This is a genomic window from Erythrobacter sp. S259 (assembly GCF_057364965.1).
Map to the genome: position 1 here is coordinate 1,744,071 of NZ_CP200286.1, position 16,284 is coordinate 1,760,354.

General features: G+C 57.1%; 17 protein-coding genes. 13 read left to right on the plus strand and 4 right to left on the minus strand.

What is annotated here, in order from left to right; genetic code table 11:
- Positions 1-5: 5 nt before the first annotated feature.
- On the plus strand, positions 6-1,640 hold the full coding sequence (locus tag AC0V60_RS08395; RefSeq protein WP_486178024.1) for a S1 family peptidase: 1,635 nt from the start codon (positions 6-8) through the stop codon (positions 1,638-1,640).
- Positions 1,641-1,763: 123 nt separating this feature from the next.
- Here AC0V60_RS08395 and AC0V60_RS08400 read toward each other — a convergent pair whose 3' ends face one another.
- Entirely contained in the window at positions 1,764-2,591 is an 828-nt protein-coding gene (locus AC0V60_RS08400; RefSeq protein ID WP_486178025.1) for a TauD/TfdA dioxygenase family protein, read from the minus strand.
- 228 nt (positions 2,592-2,819) lie between these two features.
- Between AC0V60_RS08400 and AC0V60_RS08405 the strand changes: the two genes are divergently transcribed.
- From AC0V60_RS08405 to AC0V60_RS08435, 7 genes are all read left to right on the plus strand, one after another.
- Positions 2,820-3,374 (plus strand): F0F1 ATP synthase subunit delta, encoded by a 555-nt coding sequence (locus tag AC0V60_RS08405; RefSeq protein WP_486178026.1) that lies wholly within the window; start codon positions 2,820-2,822, stop codon positions 3,372-3,374.
- A gap of 14 nt (positions 3,375-3,388) precedes the next feature.
- On the plus strand, positions 3,389-4,915 hold the full coding sequence (atpA, locus tag AC0V60_RS08410; protein ID WP_486178027.1) for a F0F1 ATP synthase subunit alpha: 1,527 nt from the start codon (positions 3,389-3,391) through the stop codon (positions 4,913-4,915).
- Positions 4,916-5,061: 146 nt separating this feature from the next.
- Complete coding sequence (locus AC0V60_RS08415) at positions 5,062-5,931, plus strand: F0F1 ATP synthase subunit gamma (RefSeq protein ID WP_486178028.1); 870 nt, start codon at positions 5,062-5,064, stop codon at positions 5,929-5,931.
- Between the two features lie 20 nt (positions 5,932-5,951).
- Positions 5,952-7,409: a F0F1 ATP synthase subunit beta gene (gene atpD / locus AC0V60_RS08420; protein WP_486178029.1), complete on the plus strand. Its 1,458-nt coding sequence runs from the start codon at positions 5,952-5,954 to the stop codon at positions 7,407-7,409.
- Between the two features lie 6 nt (positions 7,410-7,415).
- Positions 7,416-7,595: a glutathione S-transferase gene (locus tag AC0V60_RS08425; RefSeq protein WP_486178030.1), complete on the plus strand. Its 180-nt coding sequence runs from the start codon at positions 7,416-7,418 to the stop codon at positions 7,593-7,595.
- A gap of 9 nt (positions 7,596-7,604) precedes the next feature.
- Positions 7,605-7,862, plus strand: coding sequence for an ATP synthase F1 subunit epsilon (locus AC0V60_RS08430; RefSeq protein ID WP_298303941.1), 258 nt, complete (start codon positions 7,605-7,607; stop codon positions 7,860-7,862).
- 102 nt (positions 7,863-7,964) lie between these two features.
- A complete protein-coding gene (locus tag AC0V60_RS08435; protein ID WP_486178031.1) occupies positions 7,965-8,669 on the plus strand; it encodes a glutathione S-transferase family protein in 705 nt (234 codons plus the stop codon).
- 6 nt (positions 8,670-8,675) lie between these two features.
- Here the strand turns inward: AC0V60_RS08435 and AC0V60_RS08440 are convergent, their stop codons facing one another.
- Complete coding sequence (locus AC0V60_RS08440; protein WP_486178032.1) at positions 8,676-9,164, minus strand: RrF2 family transcriptional regulator; 489 nt, start codon at positions 9,162-9,164, stop codon at positions 8,676-8,678.
- A gap of 63 nt (positions 9,165-9,227) precedes the next feature.
- Here AC0V60_RS08440 and AC0V60_RS08445 point away from each other — a divergent pair, with 63 nt between their 5' ends.
- The 3 genes from AC0V60_RS08445 (at position 9,228) to AC0V60_RS08455 (ending at position 12,543) form a co-directional block, all read left to right on the plus strand.
- The gene (locus AC0V60_RS08445; protein WP_486178033.1) at positions 9,228-9,857 is read left to right on the plus strand and encodes a hypothetical protein; all 630 of its coding nucleotides are present in this window, start codon (positions 9,228-9,230) and stop codon (positions 9,855-9,857) included.
- A 70-nt stretch (positions 9,858-9,927) separates the two neighbouring features.
- Complete coding sequence (locus AC0V60_RS08450) at positions 9,928-12,060, plus strand: prolyl oligopeptidase family serine peptidase (protein WP_486178034.1); 2,133 nt, start codon at positions 9,928-9,930, stop codon at positions 12,058-12,060.
- A 237-nt stretch (positions 12,061-12,297) separates the two neighbouring features.
- Positions 12,298-12,543 (plus strand): DUF1153 domain-containing protein, encoded by a 246-nt coding sequence (locus AC0V60_RS08455; protein ID WP_486178035.1) that lies wholly within the window; start codon positions 12,298-12,300, stop codon positions 12,541-12,543.
- 100 nt (positions 12,544-12,643) lie between these two features.
- Here the strand turns inward: AC0V60_RS08455 and AC0V60_RS08460 are convergent, their stop codons facing one another.
- Complete coding sequence (locus AC0V60_RS08460; RefSeq protein ID WP_486178036.1) at positions 12,644-12,916, minus strand: HNH endonuclease; 273 nt, start codon at positions 12,914-12,916, stop codon at positions 12,644-12,646.
- Positions 12,913-14,265 (minus strand): bifunctional UDP-N-acetylglucosamine diphosphorylase/glucosamine-1-phosphate N-acetyltransferase GlmU, encoded by a 1,353-nt coding sequence (gene glmU, locus AC0V60_RS08465; RefSeq protein WP_486178037.1) that lies wholly within the window; start codon positions 14,263-14,265, stop codon positions 12,913-12,915. Before glmU ends, AC0V60_RS08460 begins: the two co-directional genes overlap by 4 nt.
- Before the next feature lie 95 nt (positions 14,266-14,360).
- Between glmU and AC0V60_RS08470 the strand changes: the two genes are divergently transcribed.
- Complete coding sequence (locus AC0V60_RS08470) at positions 14,361-15,044, plus strand: HAD family hydrolase (RefSeq protein WP_486178038.1); 684 nt, start codon at positions 14,361-14,363, stop codon at positions 15,042-15,044.
- Between the two features lie 156 nt (positions 15,045-15,200).
- A complete protein-coding gene (locus AC0V60_RS08475; protein WP_486178039.1) occupies positions 15,201-16,130 on the plus strand; it encodes an SDR family NAD(P)-dependent oxidoreductase in 930 nt (309 codons plus the stop codon).
- Positions 16,131-16,284 lie beyond the last annotated feature (154 nt).

The following is a 16,284-nucleotide window of genomic DNA, read 5'->3' on the forward strand; positions in this document are numbered from 1 at the left end:
GGTTCATGCAGACATTTATTCGATTCTTTTGCGCGGCGCTTATCGCGCTTATTTTACCGGCTGACGGGCTCAGCGCTGATCCAGGTGACATTGATGCTGCCGCGCGCGGCGTTGTGCGCGTTGTTCTGATTGACGATAGCGGCGGCGAGGTAGCACCGATTACGCATGGCAGCGGCTTTGCAGTGGGTCCGCGCCTGATCGTCACGAACGCTCACGTTATCCGTGAGGCTTTGGTCGATGACACGCTCAAGATCGGCATTGTGCCAAGCGAAGGGGACGCAGGCAACTTTGCAAGACCTGTTGCAGTATCCCCTCGCAATGATCTTGCATTGTTAGAGATCAATGATGGCAATTTGCGCCTGCCTCCGCTCACACTTTCAGGCGGAATGAGCGGGGACATGGGCAAGGTTTCGGCAGTCGGCTACCCGATGAATGTGGATTTGGCGCAAGGCCTCGAAATCCGAGATATCTTCCGCGCACAGCCTCCGGTAAAATCTCAAGGATTCTTGTCAGGCGAGCGCCCAAGCCGCCAGTTTGACACCATTTTGCACACCGCTCCTATCGCGCGAGGCAATTCTGGCGGACCGCTGCTTGATGGGTGTGGGCGCGTGCTTGGCGTGAACAGCTTTGGTGCCGATTCTGATGGATCCGATGCGGAATTCTATTTCGCCGTGTCCTTGCGCGAGCTTCTGCCTTTCCTTCGCGAAAACGGTTTGGAGCCGAGCGTCAACGCCCTTCCCTGTACTTCCATTGACGAATTGAATGCAGCCGAGCGTGCGCGGTTCGACCAACAACGCGCTGAGGCCGACGCACGCATCGAAGCGCGCGACGCGGAACTGCGCGACAAACGCAGCGCCGCTTTCATGCAGGCACAGATTGAGACCCTGGATGCGCGCGACAATTCGATGGCTTTGGCTATGATCTTGTTGCTGATCGGGATCGGCGCTGGCTATACCGCCGGGCAATTGCGCAGCGGTATGGCGCAAACGCCCGAGAACGAACGGCGCACCCAAAATCGAGCAATGATCGCAGCCGGGGTAGCTGGCGCTGCCCTGATCGGCGCGATACTCGTATGGATCACGCGCCCGAGCTATGGCGATATCGAAGAACGTGTCGCAGTGCTTATGGGCGAGGTCGAAGACCCGGATGCGCCCGCCCCAGATGGTGAGCCCGCCGCAGATGGCACGCTGATCTGCACGCTGGTGCCCGAACGAAGCCGAGTGACCGGTGCGCGCACCGATGATGTGGAATTTGATTGGCAGGCGGGCGGCTGTGTCAATGAGCGCACGCAATATGGCATGGTGGGCGGAGAATGGACCCGCGTGCTGGTGCCCTCGTCCGAGGCGGCCGTTTCGATCAGTTCCTATGACCCTGAAACCCGCACCTATCGCACAGACCGCTATTTGCTCAGCCAGAATGACATGGAGGCTGCCCGCAAGGCCCGCGGTGAATATGACCCGCCCGCTTGCGGTGTAACCGACGCGGCCCGTGTTCTGGGTGAGCAGCAGTCTGCACTCATCGCCATGCTGCCAGATCGGCCGAATGAACGGCTTGTCTATTCGTGTGAGAGTAAGAAAGCAGGCGGTGTCGGCGGCGCATTGGGCGCGGCGTTTGACGAAGAATTTGGGGTGGGTGAGTAGGCCCTAGCCGTCATTGCGAACCAAACGGACCGCCGAAGCGGTCCGCAAGGCCACGCGGCCGCCGCGGCTTATGCCGCGCCCATTTGGAGCGAGCGGCGCATGCCGCTTGAGCGTGAAATCAAATTACGCCGCCAAAGCTTCCCCGCTCAGCGTGATCCGGTGCATCTCGCGGTAGTGGCCTTGGTAGTCATTCATCGCGTTATGCCAGGTCGTGCGGTTATCCCAGATCGCTATCGTGCCCGGCTTCCATTGGAGGCGGCACTGGTTGGTTTCGGTCAGCGCTGCGTCCAGAAGCTTCGTCAGAAGCGGCAGGCTTTCCTCACGGGTCTGGCCTACGAAATGGATCGTGAAGCCGCTGTTCACATAGAGCATTTTGCGGCCTGTTTGCGGGTGACGGATCACAACTGGGTGAATGGCGCCCGTTTTCAGGTTCTGCCCGCGCAAATGCTCGCCCATGTCGGTTTGAGCATAAAGGCCGCCTTCCTCATAAACGTGGTCGGCAGTGTGATACGCCTCTAGCCCGTCGATTTCGGCCTTGAGATCATCCGATAGCGAATCGTAAGCTGCGCCCATATGCGCCCACATCGTGTCGCCGCCAGAGGGTGGAAGGTGACGCGCCACCAGAACCGAACCCATCGCCGGGATTTGGTCATAGGAATGGTCGGTATGCCATGCGCCGCCGATGTTCGTCTGTTGATCAGGCTCTTTCTTGACGATCGCGATTTCGTTGAACTCTTCCTGCAAAGGAAAGTAGTTGTTCACATCAATCCCGCCCCAGCGCCGGCCAAAGGTGATGTGGTTTTCCGGTGTGAACTCCTGATCGCGGAAAACCGCGACGCCGTGCTCGTAAATCGCCTGCCGGATCGCATCCATTTCGCTGTCGCTGCAATTGGCAAGCGACACGCCCGATACCTCAACGCCGCAATCTGGCGCCATGGGTGTGAATTCCATTCTCTCTCTCCCTCGCCCCTGCTTATATGCAAGGTGCTTTCCATCGTTTGCGGCAATTATTTGACGCAAGGCTGCGCGCATGTCCAGAGAATCCGCGTCACCCCGCTTGCATCGCCAAGTGCCCTTTGCTAGGCGCGCGCCAACTTCGGGAGGAAGGCCCCTCAAGACCCTCCGCAGTCCCGCAAGCAAAATGACTTTTTCTCAGGCCTCAAAGAGGACACCAGACGCGTGGACACTTCCGCCGGTATTCAGGCTAGCCTACAAGGGCGTTATGCCTCTGCTCTTTTCGATCTCGCCAGCGAGAACGGGACCGTAACTGCGGTCGAAAAAGACCTTGAGACATTGGGCGCAGCGCTAAGCGAATCGGATGATTTGCGGGCCGCGACGACCAACCCGCAGCTCACCCGAGCTGAGCAAGGCGCGGCCGTGGCGGCTGTGGCGAAGAAGTTGAAGCTTTCTGAGCTCACCACCAATTTCCTCGGTGTTCTGGCTGGCAATCGCCGCCTGTCAAAACTGCCAGAGATGATTGCCGCCTTCAAAGCCATCGCAGCGAACCAGCGCGGCGAGGTTTCGGCCAATGTCACCAGCGCGCATCCTCTCACCAAGGATCAGGTCAAGACACTCAAAGACAAGCTCACCGCACGCGTGGGCCGCACCGTTATGCTTACAACCGACACAGACGCTGACCTCCTTGGCGGTCTGGTCGTTACCATTGGATCAGAGCGCATCGACGCCTCGATCCGCACCCGTTTGAATTCACTATCGCAGGCCATGAAGGCCTAAAGGACTACTGACACATGGAAATCCGCGCCGCAGAAATTTCAAAGGTCATCAAAGACCAGATCGCCAATTTCGGTACCGAAGCTGAAGTCAGCGAAGTGGGCACCGTGCTCAGCGTTGGTGACGGCATCGCCCGTATTCACGGCCTCGACAAGGTTCAGGCAGGTGAGATGGTCGAGTTTGCCAACGGTGTTCAGGGCATGGCTCTGAACCTTGAAAGCGACAATGTCGGTGTCGTGATCTTCGGCTCTGACGCTGAGATTAAAGAAGGCGACACGGTTAAGCGGACCGAGACCATTGTGGATGTTCCTGTCGGCAAGGGCCTGCTGGGCCGCGTTGTTGACGCGCTTGGCAACCCGATCGACGGGAAAGGCCCGATCACGGACGTAACGCGCCAGCGTGTTGAAGTGAAAGCACCGGGCATTATCCCGCGCGAATCTGTGTCTGAGCCTGTTCAAACCGGCCTTAAAGCGGTTGACGCTCTGGTCCCTGTGGGCCGTGGTCAGCGCGAGCTTATCATTGGTGACCGTCAAACCGGTAAAACCGCTGTCGCAATCGACACCTTCATCAACCAGAAGGGCGTCAACGCAGGCGATGATGAAAAGAAGAAGCTTTACTGCGTATATGTAGCCGTCGGCCAAAAGCGTTCGACCGTTGCGCAAATCGTGAAGCAACTCGAAGAGAACGGCGCGATGGAATACTCCATCGTTATCGCTGCGACCGCTTCTGAGCCTGCTCCGCTGCAATATCTCGCACCGTACACTGGCTGTGCGATGGGTGAATTCTTCCGCGACAACGGCATGCACGCTGTGATCGTATATGACGATCTTTCCAAGCAAGCTGTTGCTTACCGTCAGATGTCGCTTCTGCTTCGTCGTCCTCCGGGCCGTGAAGCCTATCCGGGTGACGTTTTCTATCTTCACTCACGTCTTCTTGAACGTGCTGCAAAGATGAGCGAAAGCGAAGGCCACGGCTCATTGACCGCTCTGCCGATCATTGAAACGCAGGCTGGTGACGTGTCGGCCTATATTCCAACCAACGTGATTTCGATCACCGACGGTCAGATCTTCCTTGAAACGGACCTCTTCTACCAAGGCATCCGTCCTGCGATTAACGTGGGCCTGTCGGTGTCTCGTGTGGGCGGCGCTGCTCAAACCAAAGCGATGAAGAAGGTTTCGGGCTCGATGAAACTCGACCTTGCGCAATACCGCGAAATGGCGGCGTTTGCTCAGTTCGGTTCGGACCTTGATGCCTCGACGCAAAAACTCCTCAACCGCGGTGCGCGTTTGACCGAGCTGTTGAAGCAGAAGCAATTCTCGCCAATGCCATTTGAAGAGCAAACCGTTTCGATCTTCGCTGGCACCAATGGCTATATCGACGATGTCGCTGTTGAGCGTGTGGGCGAATATGAAGAGCAAATGCTCGCCTACTTCCGCAGCGAACATGCTGACGTTCTGAAAACGATCCGCGACAGCGGCAAGTTCGACGATGCTAAGGACGCGACTGTTGCGGCTTTGCAAGCCTTCGCCAAGCAGTTTGCGTAAGTAAATACAGTTCACCCGTCATCCTGAACTTGTTTCAGGATCCATGGTTCAACCAAGCGCTGTTTCCTGAGGACCAGCCACCAAGTTTTGAAATGGATGCTGAAACAAGTTCAGCATGACGAGTTAGGGAAAGATCGAAGCATACAATGCCAAGTCTTAAGGAACTAAAAGATCGGATCGGGTCGGTTAAATCGACTCAGAAGATCACCAAGGCCAAGCAAATGGTCGCCGCTGCAAAGCTGCGCCGTGCTCAAGCCTCTGCTGAAGCCGGACGGCCTTATGCCGAGCGGTTGAGCGCCGTTATGGCCTCGCTCGCCGGCAAAGTCTCCGGCGACAGCGCGCCAAAGCTTCTGGCTGGCACCGGTAGCGACCAACGCAACCTTCTGGTTGTGGTCAACACCGACAAAGGCCTGTGCGGCGGTTTGAACTCAAACATCGTCAAGGCTGCCAAAGCCAAGGCGGCCGAGCTTCAAGCCCAAGGCAAACAGGTCGAGTTTTACCTCGTGGGTAAAAAGGGCCGTGCGCCGCTCAAGCGCGAGTTTGAAAAAGCGATCACGGGCGGCTTTGACACCAGCACGGTGAAGACACCGGGCTTTGAAGAAGCCGACGCGATTTCTGCTGAACTCATCCAAATGTTTGAAGACGGCAAGTTTGACGTGGCGCACCTGATCTATCCGACATTCCAGTCGGCTCTGGTGCAAAACCCAACGGTCAATCAGTTGATCCCGGTCCCCTCACCCGAGGTTTCGGACGACGGCGGCGCCGTGGTTGAGTATGAGCCGGGCGAAGAGGAAATCCTCGAAGCTCTCCTGCCGCGTTATGTGAAGACGCAAGTTTTCGGCGCACTGCTTGAGCGTGAGGCATCAGAGCAAGGCGCTTCGATGACCGCGATGGACAATGCGACCCGCAACGCAGGCGACCTCATCAACAAGCTGACCATCCAGTACAACCGCAGCCGTCAGGCCGCGATCACGACCGAACTTATTGAAATTATTGCTGGCGCAGAAGCGCTGTAAACGAAGGCTAAGGAAACACCATGGCTACCGCACCCGCACTTAACCAAACAACCAACGGCACGATCAGTCAGATCATTGGCGCTGTTGTTGACGTGCAGTTCCCCGGCGAACTGCCCGCAATTCTCACCGCGCTTGAAACCAAGAACGATGGCAAGACGCTCGTTCTTGAAGTGGCACAGCACCTTGGTGAGAACACCGTTCGCACCATCGCGATGGACGCGACCGAAGGCCTCGTTCGCGGCGCTGAGGTGATCAACACCGGCGCGCAGATTTCTGTGCCTGTTGGCCCCAAAACCCTGGGCCGCATCATGAACGTCGTTGGTGAGCCAATTGACGAACTTGGCCCGGTTGGCGCTGATAAAGCCATGCCGATCCACGCTGATGCGCCTGACTTCGTGGACCAGTCCACCGAAGCGGCGATCCTCGTGACCGGCATTAAAGTGATCGACCTTCTCGCCCCTTACGCAAAAGGCGGTAAGATTGGTCTGTTCGGCGGTGCCGGCGTTGGCAAAACCGTTCTTATTCAGGAACTCATCAACAACATCGCAAAAGGCCACGGCGGTGTGTCTGTATTTGCCGGTGTTGGTGAGCGTACCCGTGAAGGTAACGATCTCTACCACGAATTCCTCGACGCAGAGGTGATCAAGAAAGACGAAAACGGCGTTGCAACGCCGGAAGGTTCAAAAGTGGCCCTCGTCTTTGGTCAAATGAACGAGCCTCCCGGCGCGCGTGCCCGTGTGGCGCTTTCCGGTCTCACCATGGCGGAATATTTCCGCGACGTGGAAGGCCAAGACGTTCTGTTCTTCGTCGACAACATCTTCCGCTTTACGCAAGCAGGCTCCGAAGTGTCCGCGCTTCTTGGCCGTATTCCGTCAGCTGTGGGCTATCAGCCAACTTTGTCGACCGACATGGGTAACCTGCAAGAGCGCATTACTTCGACCAACAAAGGTTCGATCACTTCGGTGCAAGCCATCTACGTTCCCGCAGATGACTTGACCGACCCTGCCCCTGCAACATCCTTTGCTCACTTGGATGCGACCACCACGCTGAACCGCGCGATTTCAGAGCTTGGTATTTACCCAGCTGTTGACCCGCTCGATTCAACCAGCCGCGTTCTTGAACCATCGGTTGTTGGCCAAGAGCACTATGACACGGCTCGCCGCGTTCAAGAGACGCTGCAGAAGTACAAGTCGCTGCAAGACATCATCGCCATTCTGGGCATGGATGAGCTTTCGGAAGAAGATAAGCTCACCGTTGCGCGCGCTCGTAAGATCCAGAAATTCCTCTCGCAGCCATTCCACGTGGCAGAGGTCTTCACCAACATCCCAGGTCTGTTCGTACAGGTCGAAGACACGGTGGCCTCGTTCAAGGCGGTTGTGGACGGTGAATACGATCACCTTCCAGAAGCAGCCTTCTACATGGTTGGCGGCATCGACATGGTGGTTGAGAAAGCCGCTAAGCTCGCTGAGGAAGGCTAAGCTAGCGTGACCGGTACGCTCGACATTAAGGACTGCGTCAATGAGACCTGTCCTTGGTCGGGCGATCCGGTTTCAGCAAACAGCCTGACGGTGTATCGCGGCAAAGTTGTGGGGTTCTGCAACCCCGGTTGCCGCGACAAATTTGAAAAAGCTTCGCGTCATTTCGATGCAAGCATTGATGGATGAAACGCGAAAATGGCACTCCATTTTGAACTCGTAACCCCTGCCAAGCAGGTCCGCTCTGAGGAAGTCCACATGGTTGTGGTCCCCGGCTCAGAGGGCGAATTCGGCGTTCTCGAAGGCCACGCGCCTTTTATGAGCACGATTGATGATGGCGCTGTGCAGGTGTTCAAATCAGCAGGCGGTGAGCCTGAGCTGATCAACGTCAAAGGCGGCTTTGCCGAGGTGAGCGAAAACGGCATCACCGTGCTCGCGGAGCATGTTGAAGCTTAAGGCTCCCACCTTCATATGAGATTTGAAAGGGCGGCTCTTTGGGGTCGCCCTTTTCATTTGTCGCGTGAACCCGCTACACCCCACTGCAAGAGGGGATCATCCATGAGCGCACTTAAAGTCTATCACCTGCCCGGTGCATGGAGCCTCCCCACGGTCAGCCCGTTCTGCCTCAAACTCGATGCGTTTCTGCGCATGGCGGATATCGAGCATGAGAGCATCACCGCTGGCACGCCTTTTCCCGGCCCTAAGAAGAAAGCGCCCTGGATTGAGTATCAGGGCAAGAAACTGGGCGACAGCGCGATCATCATCGACTTTCTCAAAAGCGAGTTTGGCAAAGACCCTGACGCACACCTCTCGCCCGCTGAGAATGGAAAGGCCCAAGCGATTCAGTGCCTCGTCGAAGAGCACCTCTACTGGGCGATGGTCTATGACCGATGGTGCCGCGAAGAAAACTGGGCGACGCTGAAAAACACAGTTCTGGGCAGCCTGCCAGCCGCTTTAAAGCTGATCATTCCGCCCATCGCGCGGCGCGGGGTTAAGAAACAGCTCGAAGGCCATGGCATGGGCCTCCACTCCCCTGCTGAGATTGAGGCGCTGGCAGCAAAAGATATCGACGCCTTGTCAGGTATGCTGGGAGACCAAACATGGTTCCACGGCACGCAGATCAGCTTAACAGATGCGACAGTCTATTCGCTTCTCGCCAATATCGCCTTTGTTGAATTTGAAAGCCCAATGAAGGCGATGATCGCGGGGCATGAAAACCTCACCGCGTGGCTCGAACGGTTTAGAGCCGAGGTCTATCCATAGGGCGCTCTAACCCACTTGCCGCTGCACCCAGCGCGCGACTTTCATCATATGCTCAGGGCTTTGGTTCATTGCCGCCTCTTGCATAATCATGGCGAGGGTCTTTGAGGCCAAAGCATCGCGGTAAGCGACCTCAGCATCAGCGAAGGCGCTGGCGATTTCGCACGGGGCTTTGCAGTCGCTTCGCTTCAGTTTGCAAGGCCCATTTTGGCGGATCTCAGTGCAGCGAAACGCTGGCGTTGGGCCTTCAATGGCACGCACAATATCAAGCAGGCTTATGTCGTCAGGGCCGCGGGCCAAGCGGTATCCCCCGCCCTTGCCCCGCACGCTTTCCACAATACCAGCCCGCCGCAGAAGCTGCATCTGCTTGGCAAGATAGGCAGAGGGGAGCTCATAAAACTCAGCAAGTACATCCACGCTGAGCCCCTTACCGGGCGGCAAAATGGCTACAATCGCACAGATATGCGTGGACCATTCGACGCCCTTACCCAATTGCATGCTTGACTCCTTAATTGGACATTCTTTATCCGGATAACATACATCCGATTAAGGAGTGATGACATGGCAACCACCTCAAAACAAGCCAAGCAGGCTCATGGGCGCGTTGCGATCCTGCTGATAATCTTCATCGCAGTGCATTTTGCGACGCACCTTTCCTCGCTTGGCGGGCTTGCTGTGCACACTGAGGTGCTGGGGTGGGTGCGGCTCCTTTATCAGTTTCCTCTGATCGAGATCGCCCTTGTCGGCGCATTTGCCACGCAAGTGGTGCTTGGGTTCAAGCTTCTTAGCGTGATCCGCAAGCGGAAGACCAAAAATCACTGGCATTGGATGCAATTTTTGAGCGGGTGCTATCTTGCCTATTTCATCATCCAGCACACGGCAGCTGCGCTGATTACGCGGCTTTATGCAGGGCTCGACACCAATTTCCTTTGGGCGGGCGGGACGCTCATAATCGAGCCGATCAAGTATGGCTTTGCCGTATACTACGCGCTGGCGGTGATCGCTGTAGTCTGCCACCTCCTTGCTGCCCTGCACTTCCGAGCGCCCAAGAGTTGGCACACCCCGGCCCTTGTTCTTGGCCCGGTGATCGCTGGTGCATTCTTGATCGGATATAGCGGCGTCCTCGCACCCTATGACCTGCCGCAAGAATACAGGGACTATTATACATTCCTTCCCGGCGTTGAGAGCTAGAATTGCCCCTTCACAAGGCCCCCACAAACCTCCACATACCAAGGCAGCAATCCTGTTTAGGAGAGAAGGTTTGAAACTTGTATCCACTCTTGCTTTGGCGGCTGTCATGACCATTGGCGCTGCAACCACCGCAAACGCTCAAGACGCATCCGATGATGGCGTTCCCGGCCCCGACCAAGACCCCTACATCTGGCTTGAAGAAGCGCGCAGCGATGAAGCGCTCGCCTGGGTCACGAAAGAGAATGAGCGCACGCTTGGCGTGCTCGAAGCCGACCCGCGCTTTGAAACGCTCAAAGCCGAAGCGCTTGCCATCTTCGATAGCGAAGACCGCATTCCTTTCGTGAGCTTCCGCCCCGATGGGCTATACAATTTCTGGCAGGATAAAGAGAACCCAAAGGGCCTGCTTCGCCGCACAACGATTGAAAGCTATCAATCCGATGAGCCGGTCTGGGAGACTGTGCTCGACGTTGACGCTCTTGCCGAGGCAGAAGGCAAGGAGTGGGTCTACAACGGCTCAACCTGCCTGCCTACAAACATGGAAATGTGCATGGTTGCGCTATCCGATGGGGGCGAGGATGCCACCATCATGCGCGAGTTCAACACGACCACCAAACAGTTCGTCGAAGGCGGCTTTGAGCTTCCGGAGAAAAGCCAGGGCGGAATTCAGTGGGTCGATGAAGACACGCTAATGGTGGGGCGCAACTTTGGCGAAGGCACCCTCACCGACAGCGAATACCCTTTCACTACCCGCGTGTGGAAGCGCGGCACTGACATCGCAGAGGCGCAAGAAATTTACCGCGGTGAGGCAAGCGATGTGTGGGCAGGCGCGAGCCTTGTGCGCGATGCAGCGGGCACGGTTCACGCGACAACCGCGTTCAGAGGCGTAAGCTTCCATGAAAGCGAATACTTCTGGCTGAGCCCCGCAGATGAGTGGGTGAAGCTCGATATTCCAAAGAAGGCGTCCCCTTATGGTATCGTCGATGGACACATGCTGCTTTCCACCGATGTGGATTGGCTGACAGATGGTCAGACCTTCCCTGCAGACAGCCTGATCGCCGTTGACCTTGAGGAGTTCAAAAAAGACCCGAACGCAGCGGCCAAAACCCTCGTTTGGGCTCCCGGTGATCGCCAGACCAAACGAGGCGGCGCGATTACGGCTGGTGCACTCTATGTAGGGCTCCTCGACAACGTCGTTGGCAAGGTTTTGAAGTTCAACTTCGAAGATGGCGCTTGGGTGAGCGAAGAGGTTGCCCTTCCCGATAACGCCACGGTAGGCATTGCGGCGAGTTCGAATGAGAGCGAGCAGATCATGTTCACTGTCACCGACTTCCTCAATCCCACAACGCTTTATTACACGGATGGTTCGGGCGACCCTCAAGCGCTCAAGACCTCGCCAGCGCGGTTCGATGCGACCGGGATGGAAGTTGAGCAGCACGAGGCAACGAGCGCTGATGGCACCAAAATACCCTATTTCATCGTCAAGCCTGCCGGCATGGCGATGGACGGCGACACCGCCGTCTTGATGACAGGTTATGGCGGCTTCCAGGTTCCTCGCTTACCGGGTTATCTTGGCACTACAGGTAAGATGTGGCTTGAGCGCGGCGGGGCTTATGTGCTTGGCAATATGCGCGGCGGGGGTGAATTTGGCCCTGGCTGGCATCAAACCGCTATCCGCGAAAACAAGCAGCGCACTTGGGACGATTTCATTGCGATTGGCGATGACCTTGTGGCCAAGGGCTTCACCTCGCCCGAACATCTCGGCATCCAAGGTGGTTCTCAAGGCGGCCTGTTGGTTGGCACCGCTTTTACGCAGCGGCCAGACCTGTTTGGTGCAGCCATCGTTCAAATTCCGCTGTTCGACATGCTTCGCTACCACGTCATTGGCCGAGGCGCATCGTGGATTGGCGAATATGGCGATCCGCGCATTCCTGAGCAGCGCGCATGGATTGAAGGCTATTCGCCCTATCAGATGATCAAAGAGGGCGTCGATTACCCCGCCCCCTTCCTTTGGGCATCAACAGCCGACGACCGCACTCATCCAGCGCACGCGCGCAAAGGAGCCGCTCGTCTCAAAGAGCAAGGTCATGACTACTATTACTTCGAGGACATGACCGGCGGGCACTCAGGCGGCGTCGACAATGAACAGCGCGCCAAGCTTCAAGCGCTGCAATACATCTATCTGATGCGGCAATTGATGGACTGATTTGGACCTTATCGGGAGGTCAAACGATTCTCAAAGGGCGGTTTCCTAGTAGGGAAATCGCCCTTTTTTATGGGCCGGGAGAGCGATCTGTAAGCCAAGCCGACACTTCCTCCTCCATTCGTCGCAGGGGAAACACGGAATCTTGCATCAATGCGAAATTAACCGTCTCTGGCAGGGTCCGGTTAAGCGCACAGGCCAATTCTCATCACATGAGGGGCGTAACAAGGAGCAAGTGAAATGGCATATCCCCGCGACATATCCATCGCCCATGCGATTAAGCAATATGGGCTTCCCAAAAGCCACCGTGCGCATTGGTCCCCAGCGCGCAAGGCTGGTGTAGTGCGCGCTGTGCATGAGCGCGCAATCAGCTTCCACGAAGCGCGTGAGCGGTATCTGCTGTCCCGCAGCGAGTTTGAGGAGTGGGAACGCGACTACACCACGGGCAGCGCTGCCTTGGCAAGCGCGCCGCTAGAAGACGCGTAAGAGGTTACCCCAGAGGTCGTCGTTTAGTGGTCTTCGGTGCCCGCTGGCTCATCCTTCCCCCGCTGGCAGGTGTCTTATTGGGCGGCGACCTCAAATAATCTCAACGCCGCGTAGGGGCATGGAAATCGGGCTCTTTGCGCTCGACCCATTTGACGAACTTCGCAACTGCGGGCGCGGCGCGGATCGCATCCGGATCATCGCCGATGCGCGCAAGCTCGGCATTGGTGAAATTGGTGTGTATCGCTTTGTGGCAGATCGGGTGAACAGGCACCGTCGCCCGGCCCTTTTTCGACTTGGGAACAGGGTGATGCCACTGGATTAGTGTCTCAAACGGGCGGCGGCACAGCCAGCAGGTAAGTGCTTGTTCACTCATCCCTTCTTGGAGGCCGCTTTCTTCTTTTTCATCGTGTCGTGAAAGCGATCTGCCCAGCCTTGTTTGACGAGCTGTTCGGCGCGTACCATTCTAAGGTCGCCTGCGCCCACATCTCGGCTGACGGCGCTGCCTGCTGCGACGATGGCGTCATCGCCAATCGTGACTGGCGCGATTAGGGCCGAGTTGGAACCGATAAAGGCGCGCTCGCCGATCACGGTCTGATATTTGAAATACCCATCATAATTGCAGGTGATGGTCCCCGCCCCGATGTTCGCGTCCTTTCCGACGATGGCATCGCCGATGTAGGACAGGTGGCTGGCCTTGGCGCCCACCCCGAGGGTTGCTTTTTTCATCTCTACAAAATTGCCAACAAAGCTGTTCTCTTCCATCACCGCTCCGGGACGAAGACGGGCGAAGGGGCCAGCCTGTGCACCTTTGGCAAGGGTGGCACCCTCTAGGTGGGTGTATGCCTTGATGTGGACGCCGTCCGCGACCGTCACTCCTGGGCCGAAAACCACATGCGGGTCCACTGTCACATCGCGGCCCAGCTGTGTGTCGTGGCTGAAGAAAACGGTGTCAGGGGCTTTAAGCGTCGCGCCTTCATCCATCGCCCGAACCCGGCGTGCGGCTTGCCAACGACCTTCAGCCTCGGCAAGTTCAGCGCGGGAGTTGATCCCGGCAACCTCATCAGCCTCGCATTCGATCACCACCACCCTCTGCCCGCGCGCGATGGCTCCAGTGGCGACATCGGGGAGGTAGTATTCGCCTTGCACGTTATCATTGCCAACCGCGCCGAGAAGCGGCCACATATCATCTGAATGCGCGACAATCAGACCGGAGTTGCACAGGTTCACCGCCCGCTCCTCTTCGCTCGCGTCTTTGTACTCAACCATCTTGGAAACGGTGCCGTCCTGCCCTGCAATGATCCGGCCATAGGCGAGAGCATCGACGGGCCGGAAACCCAGCACCGCGACCTTGGCCCCGTCCTCGAGCGCGCCGAGAAGCCTTTGCACGGTTGCTGCACTCACCATCGGCACGTCGCCAAAAGTCACCAGCACATGTCCGCTAAAACCTTCCAAAGCGCTCTTCGCCTGCAATGCGGCATGCGCCGTCCCATGTTGAGGGTCTTGCAGCGCCGTCACCACTTCGCGGCCCTCAATCGCAGCGTCAATCTGCTCGCGCCGGTCGCCTACGACCACCACGGTTTGCTTAGGCCCAAGCGTCTCAAACTCATCAAGGATGTGCATCAGCATCGGCTTGCCCGCGATCGGGTGGAGCACTTTGTGCATATCGCTTTTCATGCGAGTGCCCTTGCCCGCTGCAAGGATAATAGCGGCGAAATCTGTCATGAGAGGCCTTATACCGTGGAATTGCTAAGCTTCGCGCCTCACTTGCCAGCAATCCCTTGCAGTTTGAAGTCCGTTCCTTCACGCGAGGGATCAATATGAGCAATTTTCCCTTTTCAGCTGTCGGTTTTGACCTTGATGGCACCCTTGTCGACAGCTTTCGCGACCTTGGCGAAGCGGTGAACCATGCGCTTGAACTCGTGGGGTTTGACCGGGTGCCAGTGGATAGCTCCAAAGACCTTATCGGCGGGGGCGCGAAGATCATGCTTTCGAAGGCGGTCGATGCGCAAGGCGGCTTGCCAGCGGATGAGTTCAAGGCGCTCTACAAGAAAATGCTGGGGTACTATTCAGAAAATAACGCGGTCCACACCCGCCCTTACCCGTATGCCCGTGAAGTGGTCGCTGAACTCAAAGAGCGCGGCGTGAAGGTCATTGTGGTGACGAATAAATTTGAGGAATTTGCCCGCAATATCCTCACCCAGATTGGCTTTATCGAACCGTTTGAAGGCGTTATCGGAGGCAATTCGCTGGGCAAAGGGCCCGATGGTCAATTCCTCGCCAAGCCCCACCCAGACCCCATCATCAAGGCGCGCGAGATTTGCGGCGGTGGCAGTTTCGCCTTTGTTGGTGACAGCACTTACGACGTGAACGCCGCCAAAGCGGCCGGCGTCCCGGTGATCGGCGCGGTCTATGGATATTGCGACAAACCGCCCCATGAGCTCGGAGCGGACGATCTGATTGATTCGCTAGGCGGCCTTATTGCTGCCCTCGAATCGCTGTAAAACACCCATCTGACGCTACGGCAGCCACATCGCGCAAATCCCCCTGTTGCAACGCAGCGAAAATCCTGCCACCCAGCGCCTCACACAGAGTTTACGCAAGCGTAAAGCTCGCCTCAAACCGATAAGACAAAATTGGACGGAAAGGATACCATCCCCATGAGCATCGACTTCAAAGACAAAGTAGCCATCGTCACCGGCGCGGGCGGCGGTCTGGGCCGCGAATACGCGCTTGAGCTTGCACGCCGCGGCGCGAAGGTTGTTGTCAACGATCTGGGCGGTTCGCGCGATGGCACAGGCCACTCTGATATGGCGCTTGAAGTCGTTAAAGAGATCGAGGCCATGGGCGGCGAAGCCATGTCGAACGGCGGCTCTGTCACCGAGTACGACCAGATGGAAAAGATGGTCGCCGATGCCAAAGCCAAATGGGGCCGCGTCGACATCCTAATCAACAATGCTGGCGTCCTTCGTGACAAGACCTTCGCCAAAATGACCCCGGATGATTTTGAGTTCGTTCTCAAAGTCCACCTCACCGGTTCTGCATTCGTCACCAAGGCGTGCTGGGAAACCTTCCGCGAGCAAGGCTATGGCCGCATCCTGATGACCGCATCGTCAACCGGCCTGTTCGGTAACTTTGGTCAGGCGAACTATGGCGCAGCCAAGCTTGGCCTTGCAGGCCTTACCAAGACGCTTCAGCTCGAAGGCGCAAAGTACAACATCCGCGTGAACTCATTGTCGCCAGTGGCAGGCACGCGCATGACCGAAGACCTCTTCCCCGAAGAAGCTTTCAAGCTGTTCGATCCCGTCAACGTCGTACCCGCTGCGCTTTACCTCGTGAGCGAAGACGCCCCAACCAATGCCATCGTTGGCGCAGGCGCTGGCGGTTATCACTCCGCATGGGTTGCGATGAACGACGCTGTATGGCTCCCCGAAGGCGAGCGCACTGTCGAAGGCTTTGCGAACCGTTGGGATGACATCAACGACTTCTCCAACCTGATCGCCCCGCAATCGGGTTCCGAGCAATCAGGCGCGATCTTGAAAGCGATGCAGAAAGTCACCGGCACCGGGCCTAGCAGCGCGCGGGGGTAATTCGCCCAATTAGCCACGCACCAAGTTGAAATTTCACGGCTCTCGCGCAGACATGTGCGAGGGCCGTTTTTTACGTGCTCTCAAACCCCTCTTCCAAAATCACTTGCATGCTGACAGCAGCGCTCTAATCTGGCGCATTCCGCTGTAATGGAAG